Below are 15,241 nucleotides of genomic sequence, written 5' to 3'. Positions count from 1 at the left end.
ATGCCACAGGAAAACTGGACGAAACAGGTAATCGGTTGGAACTCGAACAAGTGGGGACAACCTCCGGATCTTTCTTTCTGGAGGTGAACGATGAAACTGCAATTGTCGGCGTAAAAATAATTGCAGAAGATGCAAAAGGGAACCGTACCGTTAAAATATTTAAAGTAATCCAAGGAATCGACGAGATCAATATAGCTTTGGAAGAACCTGCTTTTCTCGAAGATATCAATACCGGCGATTCTTTTCAGGTAAAAGGAAAAGTAACCTCTAAAACCAAAATAACCGGATTGAATTATCGGGTAATCAAAGGGGATATTACAGAAAATCCGGTTGACATTACCATAATCAATGATGTGGAATCGACTTTCGATATTCCCTTAATCGCTCGTAACGGTTGGACGGGTATATTGATTACGGCTACGAATAAAAGCGGGTTAGTGGCAGAAAAACTTTTTGAGATTAAGCATATAACTCATGTCGGCCCTTCCATCTTATTCGATCAGGAAAAGATAGAGGTCAGACCCAATTCAATATTAACCGTTACGGGAAAAGTAATATCGGATTGGCAGGTCGGTTCCGTTTCGTATGTGATAGAGAGAGGTACTGTATCCGATCCTTCCCGGCCGATTGCCTTGAGCGATCAGCGGTTTAGTTTTCAAGTGGACAATGCTGGAACAGTTACTGCCGTAAAGGTAAAGGCAATAGACGAAAAAGGAAATGAAGGAGAGGCCACTTTGCCGGTAACTTTTTTAATTCCTGTAAGAACCGAAGGAAACAACATGGTGCATTATAAAAATATCATCCTCACCGACAATCCTTCAAGAGGTTATTTCAGCTTTTCGTTGGCTCCGTATGTCTTGGGTAAAGAGCAGGCAACTGCCAATCAGGGTAAGGTAGATTTGATATATTCAAATTTATTCATTGGCGATGAAGATACAAATAATGGCCCTGCTATCTTCGGCCCCAACGTAAATAATGCCAGCACCATAAAGGCACCTTATATGGTAGAGGGTTGGACGACGCTGAACTTTACACGGACACCTGTGGCAAACGATTTCTTCAGTGTTGCGGGCGTTACGTTCGATGAAATTCCCGATTCCAAAGAGGCATGGGATCAGATCAATCAGTATATTAAGAGTAAAATGGGGGCTTCAAGTGTGGTTCGACAGAAAAATCTTACCGAAGGGTATATGTTTGCTATTGGCTTTGATGGAACCGATAATGCTACACTCAAGAAATTTGCCATTGCTATTGTCAGAGGTTTTGGAGGTGAAAAAGCCACTTCCGCTGGCCAATCGACTGGAGCTTGGGTTGAGATTGAGATCAAAACAAGTAAATAAACATCATACATCAATTATTTAGCATATTATCTACAATTGATAAAAGGAGAGATTATTATATACTCCATTTTAAACGGCTAGGATTATAGTAAGAAGGATGTACTGGAGCGGCACATCCTTCTTACTTATAAATCTTACTTTCGATTTATTCCTATGATGCATTGAACAAGTTATTTACTGTTTTAGGCAAAACTGGGAGTTTACCAAGTTGAAAATTTATTATTTTCCAACAGGATAGCCAAAGGCTTTTTCGGCGGAAACTGTTTTACACTTCCTTTGAGTGGATTTTCGGGAAAGTCATCAGGAACCGCAACCCTCCTTCGGGCCGGTTCTTTGCCACGATACTCCCCTTATGGAATAAAACGGCATTCTTAACGATCGAGAGGCCGAGTCCCGACCCGCCGGTCTTCCGTGTCCTTCCTTCATTCACCCGGTAAAAGCGCTCGAAGATCCGTACCAGGTGCTTTTCCTCCACTCCTGTCCCGGTATCGTAGAATTCAAAAAAGTAAGTATCTTCATTCTCATTATAACAGCGCACCACGATTTCAATATTTCCTCCGCCATAAGACATAGAATTTTCAATCAGATTCCGGAAGATGGAATAGAGCAGTGTTCTGCTGCCGTGGATTATTACATTGTCCTTTACCACCACGACGAAACTGACGTTTTTCTCCTTTAACTCGTCAGCCAGATCATTGGCCAGTTCGTTCAACAGCTCATTTATCCGCACCGGTTCCAGTTCAAACCGGTCGGCTGCCTCTTCGATCTTGGTCAGCATGCTGATATCCTGTATCAGCTCCGACAGCCGGATTGTCTGTGTGTAGGCCCTGTCCAGAAAACCGCGGATACGCTCGCTGTTGTCGCCCTCATAATCATAGAGGTTGAGAATGGTTTCCAGATAACCGCGGATGCTGGTTACCGGAGTACGCAGTTCATGCGCTATATTATTGGTCATTTCCTGCTTGAGCAGACGCGTTTTTTCCGATTTGGTGATATCACTGATATAGAATTCAAAACTCTCATCTTCAAAAATGATAATCCGCACATTGAATTGCCTGCCGCTCTTTTCTATCCGTTTTGAGAACATATTCCCCTCCCTCGGGGGTGAATTGAGGAAGTCGACGAACTCTCCGAAAACAGGATCACTGAAAAGCTGTTCGGTCTCCAGAGTAGGGTTATCAAGAATCACATTCAGGAATTGCAGAAAATGAGAGTTGGCATAGATCTCATTGCGATCTTCCGAGAAGATGGCGATTCCCTCTTCCGAAAGCTGAAAATGCTGCAGCAGCTTCTCTCGTTCTGCCGCCAGTTTGCGCCGGTTTTCCTGTAACAGATTGTAATTCTCTACAATATCGGCGCTCACCTCTCCCACCTCATCGTCGGCAAAAAAGAAATCGGCAGGTATCTTTGAACCGTTTTTTATATTCAATGAAAACTCCCTTAACTCCTTCAACGATTTTGAGAACCGGTTGGAGAAATAGAGCATCATCAATATGCATACCACAAAAAAGAGAAGGATATAATAGATAAATGAGTTATCGGAATTGATGAACAATTGCAGTTTCACATCATACGGAATCGCCAACCGGATAAAATAACCTTCATTGTATTTTTTAGAGTAGTAAATATATTTAATTTTGTCACTGGCCGATACGCGGATATTGGATCCGGTACCAAAACCGATCGATTTCCATACTTCAGGACGTTTCAGGTGATTTTCCATCTCACCGGCATCCAGTCGGTTATCATAGAGCACCCGTCCCTCCCAGTCAATAAGGGTGAAACGCACATCGGAAGGCATGTAGCGTAACAGATCCTCCACCCGCTCCGGCTCTTTTTCGAGATCGATTTTATTCTCGTTCAGATAGCTGTACACTATATCGGCATTATTTTCAAGCGTGCGTTCCAGGCTGCGCGTACGCTCCTTTTTGAATTGTTGCTGCTCAAACAGGATAATGCCCACAGTGAATGCGGCAATGATCAGGGAGAAGCTAAGCAGAATACGCACTTTAAAAGATACTTTTCGTCTCATACGATTATATTTTAGATACAAGAGCCAAAAGCCGAGATAATATTTGATTAATAGATTTAGGGATGTGCTGAGCAGAGTATAATTGGCTTATTATCTGTCTTCAATCATCGAATCGTCAAATCCACAAATCATTCAATTAGTCTTCCTCTTTTGGATCGATATTCAGGTAATAACCAAACCCGGAACGGTTTACAATAATACTTGCATAGTTTCCCAGTTTTTTTCTCAGGCGGGTGATATGCACATCGACGGTACGGTCGAGCACAAATTCGTTCTCACCCCAAACACTGTTCAGTATTTCAGCGCGGGTGAGTAAATTGGGTGAAGTTCGCGTCAACAGGGAAAGAATTTCAAATTCTTTTTTAGTGATTGATATCTCGTTGCCATCGACAGTCACACGGTTACCCGCCAGGTCAATGTTAAGTCCTTTATAACTCCAGTTAGTTTCAACAGGTTCCGCAGAGGATATTCTGGTAAGTAAAGTGCGTTTGAGCAGCGCTTTAACCCGTACAAGCACCTCTTTTACCGAGAACGGTTTGGCAATATAATCATCTCCCCCCAGTGAAAAACCGGTCAGCATATCATTCTCCGTATTTTTGGCAGTAAGAAAGATGATCGGCACAAAATTTTCCGATTTTCGCAATTTTTCGGCCAGCTTAAATCCGGAGATCCCTCCCATCATCACATCCAGGATAATGAGCCGGTGTATATCGGTGATCCTATCCAGTGCCTCCTCTGCGGAATGGGCCACATCTACGATATATCCTTCATTTTCCAGATTGAATTGCAGGATATCGCAGATATCCTTTTCATCGTCCACAACTAAAATTCTTTCTTCCATCATTCATCTCCTGATTTTTCACCGGTAGCCGGCTTTTTCGATTCCTTCACATGGCGGATATCTCTCCCTTCGATCACATAAACGGCCGATTCGGCTATATCCACTGCTTTATCCCCGATCCGTTCCAGATAATAGGAAATACTGTTGAGGTTCATAATGTTTACCAGCGATTGCGTACTCTGCACTTCGTTGTGGAAATCTTCCGCCAGTTTACGTTCGATTTTCCGTTCCAGTTTATCCACCTTATCGTCCATCTGTATGGTGTCATAGGCCATCTCATTACTCACACCCGTAAAGGCAAAGAGAGCGTTCTTCAGCATCTTGTCGGTCTGCACGAACATCTTATCGATCGGTTTTTTGTATTTGTCGAAGCCGGTCAGCGAAAAATCTATTTCTTCCAACGCAAAAGCAATGTTCTCGATCAGGTCGCCCACCCGCTCCATAGAAATGGTCATATCGTGATAGGCCATCAGCCTGCGCAGATCCGAGGCCCTGGGCGTGAAAAGCATGATCGCATTGATCACCTTTTCCTTGATGGTGACATCCAGCGAATTGATAAGTTTCTCGTTCCGTTTCAACTGGGGGATGATCTCTTTGTTACGGTTATCACGTACCAGATCGGAAGCCAGTTTTATCTGTGTCAGCACAATTTCCGAGATCAACTGGAAATCGCCGTGCAACTGATCGAGATAGTTGTCTTTAATCCCCCTTACATAGGGTGTATTACCCTTTTCGTTCCCCCTGTTCATTGTTCCTCCATTCTTTATATTGATCGGTCGAAATATGATAATCGCGATCCGGTTTGTGACAGGCAAAAATAATCATTTTTCCTCATCTCACATCATAAACGTTCACAGCGTTGGTCAAAACCCCTGTTACCCAAAAACGCCGGTCAGATATTCTTCGGTACGTTTATTCTGCGGCTTGGTGAACATTTGCGTGGTATTTCCATGTTCCACCAGTTCACCAAGATACATGAACATGGAATTGTCCGATATGCGTGCTGCCTGCGACATATTATGCGTCACTATGATGATGGTAAAGTCCTTTTTCAGTTGCAACAGCAATTCCTCAATTTTATTTGTCGAGATCGGATCGAGCGCCGAAGTGGGTTCATCCATCAGCAACACCTCCGGGTTAAGGGCAAGTGCACGGGCTATGCAAAGCCGCTGCTGCTGTCCTCCCGACAGGAATGATCCTCTCTTGGTCATCACATCCTTCACCTCATCCCAGAGCCCCACACTTTGCAGGCTATGCACTACAATTTCATCTTTCTCCCGCTTCTTCAGACGGATCCCGTTAAGCCTATATCCTGCCAGTACATTATCATAGATACTCATAGTGGGGAAAGGATTGGGCTGTTGAAACACCATGCCGGCCATACGGCGTACCTCCATCGGATCCATCGCCAACACATTCTTTCCTTTCAGGATGATCTCGCCGGTAGTCTTGATATGGGGATAAAGATCGTGCATGCGGTTAATGGCACGCAGGAGCGTACTTTTCCCGCAGCCCGACGGTCCCATGATGGCTGTAATGGTATTGGGGTAGATATCCGTCGTCACCCTGTTCACCGCGTAACTACCGGGTGAATAGGAAACCGACAGGTCTTTCAATTGAAGAACAGGACTCTTTCCGTTTGCTATTTTTACACTTTCCATTTACGTGCTACAATTTTGGCTATCCAGTTTAACAGGAATATAACGATCAATAAGAAAAGCGATGACGACCAGATCAGATCCACTAAGTTCGGATCGTTGTAGAAATCCCATATCAGCAGAGGAATTGCACTGGTAGGTTCCAGTATTTTCCAGTTCACTACCGAAGCACCGAGTGCCGTAAGCATCAGCGGCGCCGTCTCTCCCATCACGCGCGATACGGCAAGGAGTATCCCTGTAAAGATCCCGCCAAACCCGGAGGGAATCAATATCCGGAATACTACGGTGGTGTAGGATGAACCTAAGGCAAGCCCTGCTTCTTTATAGGCTGCGGGCAACATTTTCAACGTCTCTTCAGTAGAACGTACGATCATGGGCAGCATCATGACGGTAAGTGCCACACTACCGGCCAGGGCCGAATAACCGCCCAGAGGCTTCACCACCCAGGCATAAGCAATAATACCGATCACAATGGAAGGCATCCCCTGCAACAGATCGGTCAGATAGCTCACCACTGCCGCAAACCGTTTTCCTCTGTTGTCGGCAAGGTAAATCCCGATGAATAATCCCAGAAAGACCGAAAAGAAAATGGCCATTCCCACGATCAGCACCGTACCTGTGATACCGTTCAATATACCTCCCGGAATAGGTTCTCCGTTCATCCGTGCCAGCATGGCATCCATCGACGAAGGAGTTATTTCGGTGAAAAGGCGCAGGTTAAAATTTTTGTATCCTTTTGAGACTACATCCCATAAGATAAAGAATAAAGGAAACATGGCTATCAGGGAAAAGAGACAGACCAGAATAAAGGCCGTCCTGTCTTTTCCTTTCCGCCATCCTGCGTATGTTGTTTTATAGTAGCTCATACTCTCGCCAATTTTTTCATTACCATTTTGGCTATCAGATTAATGATAGCCGTAATAACAAACAGCAGCAGGCCGATGGCGATCAGTGCACTGAGCTTGAGTCCGTCGGCCTCGCCGAATTGGTTGGCTATCACGCTTGCCATTGTATTCCCCGTATCGCGCAACCCCTGCGGTATCCGGTTGGTATTTCCAATGAGCATGGTCACTGCCATAGTCTCCCCAAGGGCGCGCCCCAATGCCAGGATAAAAGAGGCTACGATTCCCGAGGCAGCGGTGGGTAAGCTGATATGCTGTACTACCTCTAACCGTGTGGCCCCTAAACTGTATGCACCCTCTTTCAACTTATTGGGCACCATCGACAGAAATTCGGCGCTCAACGACGAAGCATAAGGGATGATCATGATGGCCAGTATGACCGATGAGAGGAAGATACCGAATCCTTGTGCATTCACCCCCATCTCTATAATGATCGGTCGTACGGTATAGAAACCCCACAAGCCGTATACGATGGAAGGAATTCCTGCAAGCAGATCCACAATGGAACTCACGAAAGAGGATATTTTACTACCCCTGAAATATTCACCATTGAACAAAGCCACCGCCAGCGAGAAGGGAACGCACAGCAAAAGGGCAAAAAAAGCCGTGTAGAGCGTTCCCACGATAAAGGAGAACGCTCCATACTCTTCGGTAGCCGAACGGGGATCCCATTCCGCATTGGCCACGAATCCCCGGATGCCATATTCACCGAAAGCTTCCATGGAACGGCTCACTAACGCGTAAATGATCCCTGCCGCAAGCAACAGGATCACCAGCGCCGCTACAAAAAGCAATATCCGGAATAACTTATCTTTCATCCCTACCAATTGCCTCCCCTCCATAATGTATCTCACCAATCAGTTTTCTGGTCTTCTCTATCGCCTGTGCCGAAAGAGGTGCATAGTTTATCTGTGCCGCCACTGTTTGCCCTCCGTCGCTGATCACATAACGAAGCATATCTATAAGCGCCTCCGCCTCTTTTTTCGTACGGTTACTATACTGCTGATCTTTATAAACAAGTATCCATGTAAAAAGGCTGATGGGGTAAGCATTGGGATCATCCGAATCAGTAATGGTCGCCCGCATATCGTCCGGTAATTCGACGTTGGCAGCGGCAGAGATGGTCTCAAGCGTAGCGTCCACATACTTCCCCGCCCTGTTCCTGAGCCTGGCTACCGGCAATTTCAGCGTAAGGGCATATTCCGATCCGATATAGCCAATAGCGCCTTCTGTTTGTTGTACAATACCGGCCACTCCGGGATTTCCTTTCGCCGCGATGCCCGCTTCCCATTTCAGGGCTTTCCCTTTCCCCATAACGTTACTCCATTCAGGACTTACCATCGACAAGTACTCCGAGAAATTATAGGTGGTACCACTACCGTCCGACCGGTACACCGGTGTGATATCCAGATCGGGCAATAGTACATCCGGATTTATGATCCGGAGTTTAGGGTCGTTCCATTTCCTTATATTTCCCAGGTAAATATCGGCAACAAGGGGTCCCGTCAACCGTAGACTATCCACTCCTTCGAGGGTATAGGCCATCACCACGCTCCCCATGCAGGTGGCCACATGGATCACCTCTGCATTCATCGATGCGATTTCCTTGTTGTTAAGAAAAGCATCGCTGGCACCAAAGTCCACTGACCGGTCACGCAGGCTACGGATTCCACCGCCACTTCCGATAGCGCCGTAGTTCACCGTCAAGCCGCTGTTCAGCCGCATATAATCGCGAAAAACAATATTGTAATAAGGATAGGGAAAAGTAGCGCCGGCACCCGACAAAACCGTTCCGGAACCGCTCTTTTCAATACGGGCAGAGTTGTTGTTACAAGATATGAGCAGAACAAGCAAAAGTAAAAGCGGAGATAATCGTTGCATTAATAAAAAATTGTCCCGTTCCGGATATTTTCACAAAAATACGACATGGATGTTACATTCCGGTTACAAAAATGTTACGAAATTATTAAGATTTCCTGCCTGTATTGAAACAAACTCCACGGATAGCACCGGAGACGGCAGCGTAAACTCCCAAATTATTCGTACCTTTGCAGTGAAAGGCGGATGCTTTTCTGTGTAGCTTAGGGAACCACATAAAAAACAAAGAACAATGAAAGATTACAAAGAACAGGATGCCCTTGTGCTCTTTTCGGGCGGGCAGGATTCCACCACCTGCCTCTATTGGGCAAAACAACAATTCAGAAACACCTATGCGCTCTGTTTCACCTACGGGCAACGCCACGCGCAGGAGGTAGAGAACGCGCGCCGGATCGCGGAAATGGCCAGCACTCCGTTCCAGTTGCTGGATGCGGGTATTATCTCACGATTGGCGCCCAACTCGCTTACCGACTTCTCCATGCAAATGGACGAAACGAAACCCGATGATTCCTATCCCAACACCTTTGTCCCCGGCAGGAACCTGCTGTTCCTCACTTTTGCCGCTACTCTTGCCTATGCCCAAGGGATCCGGCATCTGGTGACCGGAGTGTCGGAAGCGGATTACAGCGGCTATCCCGACTGCCGCGATACTTTTATCCGCTCTGCCAATGCTACGCTCAACCTCGCCATGGACAAGCAGTTTGTGATTCACACACCGCTTATGTGGCGCAATAAGAAAGAGGTATGGCGACTGGCCGATGAACTGGGTGTTTTCGATATTGTAAAAAATGAGACCCTCACCTGCTACAACGGCATGCTGGCCGAAGGCTGCGGTCATTGTCCCGCCTGCCGGCTTCGCAACAAAGGATTGCAGGAATATCTGTCCGAACGGGCATACAACCTGTAATGGCTGAACAGGAAAATAACAGGTTATAACCGTACACATACACAACCAGTGATAGCTCTAACCGGAAAAAACGAAACATATGCAACACGAAGGATTCAGCCACCTGGGTGGCAAAACAGAATACAGACAGGATTACGCATCGGAGATGCTGGAAGCATTTGAGAACAGGCATCAGGAGAACGACTATTGGGTTACGTTCGATTGTCCCGAGTTTACCAGCCTCTGCCCTATCACAGGGCAACCCGATTTTGCGACCATCCGCATCGATTATATTCCCGATGTGAAGATGGTAGAAAGTAAAAGCCTCAAGCTCTATCTTTTCAGTTTTCGTAATCACGGCGCTTTCCATGAAGATTGTGTGAACATCATCATGAAAGACCTGATCCGGCTGATGGATCCCAAATATATCGAGGTGACCGGCATATTCACTCCCCGGGGCGGCATCAGCATCTACCCCTATGCTAACTACGGGCGTAAAGGTACGAAATATGAAAAACTGGCCGAAGAGCGACTTTTTAACCACTCTTTTCCTGTATAGAAAACGGGACGACCCATAGGCGGCGTATAGCCGTCCTATGAATGACCGTCCCGAAAGAGTATATTGTAATCTTATTCCGCCTTACCGGCTGTTTGCGGTTCATAATACCGTACCCAGTCGATAAACATATCTGCCGGGAGTTCTGCGGCATCGGCATCTTTGTTAAGCCGGACGCCGATAAAGAGATCTAAATCCATGTCATTGAATGGAAATTGACCCGGAATATCGGTCAGTATGCGGGGATATTTTTTCGTACGATTGTTATCCACAAAAAAGACCACGCTGTCCGGATAGGTTTCCACCCCGTAAATATGGTATTGATTGGGATTCACCCCGACCAATGCGCTGGAAGGCGGATTATCCGGCATCCCTTCCGTGGTGGTGTACTCAGAGGTGACCGACTGATAGATAAACTCATCATAACCATACCGCTCCATGATATTGACGGCTATATTTTCGGTTCCGTCCGAAGGCAGGAGCGCAATAAACGGCACAGCCCCGGCCACGGGATTCATACGGGCTCTCACTTCAATCCTGCTCACGCTGTTCTGTTTCACTCCTTGCCGGGTAATGCCGCCGGTCAGGAACGGAATTTGCGTATCCTCCGCTGCATTTCCTACTCCTCTGAGAACAAGGAGTCCATCCTCAAGAACGTACAGCGATTCGTTATCACTCATGTACCGGTTCATAGGCTGTTTCCCCCTGGAAACTTTCGACCAGGAAGTGAGATTCGCCTTACCGTCGAAATCATCTTCCCATGCCAGAGTCCATCCTTTTCTGAATTTTTCCTCTTCATTTTTTTGTCCCGTACAGGCAACCGATCCGGCCGCAAGTACAAGAATCATCACTAAGATTGTGTTACGTGTCATCTTTTTCTTTCTCTTTTTAATATTCAAGGGACAAACTTACGTATAATCCTTTTTACAAGATATAATCTCACCACAATAATAACTGTTAATCATTCGAAAGACCTGTAAAGAATATGGTTCTATCTTTTGATAACCATAAACTTATATAATATTTCTCTAACGAATTCAGCTTTCTTCGATTTTGATTTCTCACCTTATTACATTCCCAAATCAGCACATACTTAACTACCAATTACTATAATCACTAATCCCAATCACCTAACTTTTCCACCTTCTCAATATTGACACATTATCCCCTCAGCAAATCCACCTAACCCCCTTTTATTCTAAACCCAAATAGAGTATACTCCAACTTTTTTATTACCTTTGCCGCTTATCTGTTATAAGGAAAAAAGATTTACAAAGGTTACAATCAACATAAGCATTATGCCGCAGATATCCCAGCGGGGCGTACAGATGCCCCCATCACCCATACGAAAACTGGCGCCACTTTCCGATGCAGCCAAAGCAGAAGGAGTAAAGGTCTATCATCTCAATATCGGCCAACCCGATCTACCTTCTCCCGCATCGGCATTGGATGCCATCCGCAGTATCGACCGTACTACATTGGAATATAGTCCCAGCGACGGATACCGGTTTTATCGGGAAAATCTGGTACATTATTATAAGCAATTCAATATCAACCTCAGCCCCGAAGAGATCATTGTCACCGCAGGCGGGTCGGAAGCGGTGCTTTATGCCTTTATGGCCTGCCTTAACCCGAATGACGAGATCCTCGTCCCCGAACCGGCCTATGCCAATTACATGGCCTTTGCCATCTCCGCCGGCGCTATCATCCGCACCATCCCCTCCACCATGGAATCGGGATTTGCCCTTCCGCCGGTAGAAGAATTTGAAAAGCTGATCAACGAGCGCACCAAAGGGATCCTCATCTGCAACCCCAACAACCCTACCGGCTACGTCTACACGCCACACGAGATGGAGCAGATAAGGCAACTTGTAAAAAAATATGACCTCTATCTCTTTTCCGATGAGGTGTACCGCGAATTTATCTACAACGATACACCCTATATCTCTGCTTGCCATCTGAAGGAAGTGGAAGAAAACGTGGTGCTGATCGATTCGGTATCCAAAAGATACAGTGAATGCGGGATTCGTATTGGGGCACTTATCACCAAGAATCGCAAGGTGCATGATACCGTCATGAAGTTCTGCCAGGCGCGCCTGAGTCCTCCCCTTATCGGGCAGATCGCCGCCAACGCGTCGTTACGTGAAAATGGCGTCTACATGCAACATAACTTCGACGAGTACAAGAGCCGTCGGGACTTCCTTATAGAGCGGCTGAACAAGATCCCCGGCGTTTATTCCCCCATGCCCCAGGGCGCCTTCTACACCCTGGCGCGGCTTCCCCTTGAAGATGCCGACGCTTTCTGCTCCTGGTGCCTTTCCTGTTTCCGTTATCAGGGCCAGACCATTTTCATGGCGCCGGCATCCGGTTTTTATGTCACTCCCGGCTTGGGCAGAAACGAAGTACGTATCGCCTATGTGCTCAACAAAGACGACCTGAACAATGCACTTACAGTGCTCGAAAAAGCGCTGGAAGCGTACCCATATACCCACATTATACATGAATGCGGAGCTCTTCATAGCAAGGCGGATCTATAAAGGCGATAAAAAGAACGACAAACGCGTCTCATCGCCCGCCATCAAAATAGCCATTGCCGGCATTGCGCTGGGACTGGCGGTAATGATCGCGGCAGTATGTATCATTGTGGGTTTCAAAAAAGAAGTCCGCGCTAAAGTGGTGGGCTTCGGCTCCCACATCCAGATCACTGCATTCGAGAGCAACTCTTCCTATGAACATACGCCCATCTCCTTCACCGATACGCTTGCGGCCCTGCTGACCGCTCATCCCGACATCCGCCATTTTCAGAAGTTCATTACCAAACCGGGTATTATCAAGACGGACGATGATTTCATGGGAGTGGTACTGAAAGGGGTATCGGAAGAGTATGACTGGGATTTTTTCAGCAAGAACATGCTGGAGGGAACCATTATTCAGCCCAACGATACCGCTGCCGCCAACCAGGCTATTATCTCGAAAGAAATAGCCAATAAACTCCGGCTGAAGACGGGTGACAGTTTCACCTGCTATTTCGTGCAGGAGCCCGTCCGTGCCCGCCGATTCCATATTACCGGTATCTACAGTACCAATTTCGAAGATTATGACAAGCTGTATGTTGTTGTCGAAAAGAATGTGCTTTCAACCCTTAACGGATGGGACGCCGACATGGTGAGCGGCATAGAGGTGCTGGTATGGGATTACAACAATCTGGACAGAATCGCACAGGATCTCTTCTTCGAAATGGCGTCTTACAAAGACCGCCTTGGTAATACCCTCTATACGCGTTCTATCAAGGATATCAATCCTATGATATTCAACTGGCTCAATCTGCTCGATATGAACGTATGGGTTATTATCATCCTTATGTTAGTGGTTTCGGGATTCACCATGATCTCCGGCCTGCTCATTATCATCCTGGAACGTACCAACATGATCGGCATGCTAAAATCGATGGGAACAAGGGATTTCAGTATCCGTAAAGTTTTCCTGTATCTTTCCGCTTTCCTGATCGTGCAGGGAATGTTGTGGGGAAATATTATCGCCTTATTGTTCTGTTTTATTCAGGACAAATTTCAGTTGTTAAAACTCGATCCTTCCACTTACTACCTATCAGCCGTGCCGGTGGATCTCAACCCGCTTTATATTATTCTACTTAATATCGGGACCCTCGTTGTCTCTCTCCTGATGATGATCGGACCCTCCTACCTGGTCGCCAGGATCACTCCCGCCAAATCTATCCGGTTCGAGTAATTTATAGGCGTTTGATCAGGGTATATAGAGAAATACCCAAACCGGCTGGGCCTCTTTATCTATTGCTTAATAGCTTTTGGATGTCGGGGAATTGTGTTTATCAACCCGTTTTATTACCTTTGTCTCCGGCAGATGGGATCACTCCCGCCATTTAATTTGAATAAGAATAATGAATATAAACTGGATAATCCTGATTATCGGCGGTCTGTTTGAATCGATTTTTGCAATGAGTTTGGGAAAAATGCAACAGGCTTCGGGCAAAGAGATGTGGATGTGGCTGGCGGTATTTCTTATCTGCGTGAGCCTGAGCATGTTTTTGCTGTTCAAATCGATGGGTGGTTCCCACCCCATCCCCACAGGAACCGCTTATGCTGTGTGGGCCGGCATCGGCGCTGTAGGTACGGTTATTCTTGGAATCCTGGTCTTCAGGGAACCGGTCACTTTTTGGAGAATCTTTTTCCTGAGCACACTGATCATTTCTATCGTAGGTTTGCAATTCACTTCATCCCATCCTTAGTGCCTAAATCGTCATCAACTATTCCATCACTTTATCACCTTCCAACATTATCACACTCATCATCAACTCCATACATCCTGTTCATAACTTGTTAATAACCTGTTAAGAAGTTGTTCATAAAAACAGGCGAAAATATTTGTAATTTCTTTGGCAGGGATGTTATATTTGCAGAGAACAACAATGAGAGATATAAAGTACGGATTTCGTACATAAGACATATAGGAGTTCATTGACATTTTGTACACGACGGGAAGAGTTTCATTCAGGGGATCGGCAAATCCGTTTGTTTTTCTCTTTGTTCAGAAGTGTGAAACATTGAATGTTTCTATCGGATGAACCGAAAGTTTTCGTTATGTAATCCACTGTACGGGGTATACTTGTATGGAGGTGATTGCAAAATAGCGACCGACTCGGATGAATGAACCATCTTCAGGCATTAAAAGAATTTGTGACTGCTTTTGTGCTCTATTTCGGTAGAAAGGTAAACCTTCACAGGTAAGCCGACTCTCTCCGGAAACAGATACAAGAGTTTGTAAATGCCGGGAATAGGGATGAAAATCCGGTCTCAAAAGTTGACTTTCTACTACATTCGTCTTTTTCCACATCGGAAAAATACTGATGGTAAGAATTTCGAGGGTTGAAAGACAAGATTACATTCGTATGACTGCTTCTGCTTCACAATCCGAAAAAATTATATATCAAACGGTTTAATGTTATCGAATTGAATGATATACAAGACTTCTCAGAACAGCTTTAACAGCTTCAAACACTGTTTCAGACGTTTATTGAAGTATTCGCATTCTGAAGTATAAAACCCCTGTAGAAATAATAAATCGACTTAACGGCACGGTTTCGTTTTCTACGGATTTTGAGGTTTTCTTTGG

General features: G+C 45.8%; 14 protein-coding genes. 6 read left to right on the top strand and 8 right to left on the bottom strand.

Translation table 11 applies throughout. The features are described from left to right. The coding region (locus tag Q0502_RS17320) for a hypothetical protein (protein WP_298653572.1) at nucleotides 1-1,340 on the top strand (1,340 nt) is incomplete at its 5' end. A gap of 265 nt (nucleotides 1,341-1,605) precedes the next feature. On the opposite strand, the gene Q0502_RS17315 is transcribed toward Q0502_RS17320, so the two are convergent. The 7 genes from Q0502_RS17315 to pstS form a co-directional block, all read right to left on the bottom strand. Next, nucleotides 1,606-3,372 (bottom strand): ATP-binding protein, encoded by a 1,767-nt coding sequence (locus Q0502_RS17315; RefSeq protein WP_298653570.1) that lies wholly within the window; start codon nucleotides 3,370-3,372, stop codon nucleotides 1,606-1,608. Nucleotides 3,373-3,508: 136 nt separating this feature from the next. Continuing rightward, nucleotides 3,509-4,216, bottom strand: coding sequence for a response regulator transcription factor (locus Q0502_RS17310; RefSeq protein WP_298653568.1), 708 nt, complete (start codon nucleotides 4,214-4,216; stop codon nucleotides 3,509-3,511). After that, complete coding sequence (locus tag Q0502_RS17305; protein ID WP_298653566.1) at nucleotides 4,213-5,028, bottom strand: PhoU domain-containing protein; 816 nt, start codon at nucleotides 5,026-5,028, stop codon at nucleotides 4,213-4,215. Before Q0502_RS17305 ends, Q0502_RS17310 begins: the two co-directional genes overlap by 4 nt. A 60-nt stretch (nucleotides 5,029-5,088) precedes the next feature. Further along, nucleotides 5,089-5,874 carry a phosphate ABC transporter ATP-binding protein PstB gene (gene pstB, locus Q0502_RS17300; RefSeq protein WP_298653564.1) on the bottom strand — a complete coding sequence of 262 codons (786 nt, stop codon included), beginning with the start codon at nucleotides 5,872-5,874 and terminating at the stop codon, nucleotides 5,089-5,091. Continuing rightward, complete coding sequence (gene pstA / locus Q0502_RS17295) at nucleotides 5,862-6,737, bottom strand: phosphate ABC transporter permease PstA (protein WP_298653562.1); 876 nt, start codon at nucleotides 6,735-6,737, stop codon at nucleotides 5,862-5,864. The genes pstB and pstA overlap by 13 nt, the downstream gene beginning before the upstream one ends. Next, a complete protein-coding gene (gene pstC / locus Q0502_RS17290; RefSeq protein ID WP_298653560.1) occupies nucleotides 6,734-7,591 on the bottom strand; it encodes a phosphate ABC transporter permease subunit PstC in 858 nt (285 codons plus the stop codon). Before pstC ends, pstA begins: the two co-directional genes overlap by 4 nt. Further along, nucleotides 7,581-8,654, bottom strand: a complete 1,074-nt coding sequence (gene pstS / locus Q0502_RS17285) for a phosphate ABC transporter substrate-binding protein PstS (RefSeq protein WP_298653558.1) — start codon at nucleotides 8,652-8,654, stop codon at nucleotides 7,581-7,583. The genes pstC and pstS overlap by 11 nt, the downstream gene beginning before the upstream one ends. Before the next feature lie 229 nt (nucleotides 8,655-8,883). Between pstS and queC the strand changes: the two genes are divergently transcribed. Beyond that, nucleotides 8,884-9,558 carry a 7-cyano-7-deazaguanine synthase QueC gene (queC, locus tag Q0502_RS17280; RefSeq protein ID WP_298653556.1) on the top strand — a complete coding sequence of 225 codons (675 nt, stop codon included), beginning with the start codon at nucleotides 8,884-8,886 and terminating at the stop codon, nucleotides 9,556-9,558. A gap of 79 nt (nucleotides 9,559-9,637) precedes the next feature. Continuing rightward, nucleotides 9,638-10,096 carry a preQ(1) synthase gene (gene queF, locus Q0502_RS17275; RefSeq protein ID WP_298653554.1) on the top strand — a complete coding sequence of 153 codons (459 nt, stop codon included), beginning with the start codon at nucleotides 9,638-9,640 and terminating at the stop codon, nucleotides 10,094-10,096. Between the two features lie 71 nt (nucleotides 10,097-10,167). Here the strand turns inward: queF and Q0502_RS17270 are convergent, their stop codons facing one another. Then, nucleotides 10,168-10,965: a glycoside hydrolase family 16 protein gene (locus Q0502_RS17270; protein WP_298653552.1), complete on the bottom strand. Its 798-nt coding sequence runs from the start codon at nucleotides 10,963-10,965 to the stop codon at nucleotides 10,168-10,170. A 426-nt stretch (nucleotides 10,966-11,391) separates the two neighbouring features. Here Q0502_RS17270 and Q0502_RS17265 point away from each other — a divergent pair, with 426 nt between their 5' ends. The 3 genes from Q0502_RS17265 to Q0502_RS17255 all read left to right on the top strand — a co-directional run bounded on the left by Q0502_RS17265 (nucleotide 11,392) and on the right by Q0502_RS17255 (nucleotide 14,357). Further along, nucleotides 11,392-12,630: a pyridoxal phosphate-dependent aminotransferase gene (locus Q0502_RS17265; RefSeq protein WP_298653550.1), complete on the top strand. Its 1,239-nt coding sequence runs from the start codon at nucleotides 11,392-11,394 to the stop codon at nucleotides 12,628-12,630. Beyond that, on the top strand, nucleotides 12,593-13,840 hold the full coding sequence (locus Q0502_RS17260) for an ABC transporter permease (RefSeq protein ID WP_298653575.1): 1,248 nt from the start codon (nucleotides 12,593-12,595) through the stop codon (nucleotides 13,838-13,840). The genes Q0502_RS17265 and Q0502_RS17260 overlap by 38 nt, the downstream gene beginning before the upstream one ends. Nucleotides 13,841-14,015: 175 nt before the next feature. Next, a complete protein-coding gene (locus tag Q0502_RS17255; RefSeq protein ID WP_298653574.1) occupies nucleotides 14,016-14,357 on the top strand; it encodes a multidrug efflux SMR transporter in 342 nt (113 codons plus the stop codon). Nucleotides 14,358-15,241: the final 884 nt, after the last annotated feature.

This window comes from uncultured Proteiniphilum sp. (assembly GCF_937873925.1).
Lineage (GTDB): Bacteria > Bacteroidota > Bacteroidia > Bacteroidales > Dysgonomonadaceae > Proteiniphilum.
Note: the sequence above shows the minus strand (reverse complement) of the source record. Positions and strands in the feature narration are given on the sequence as shown.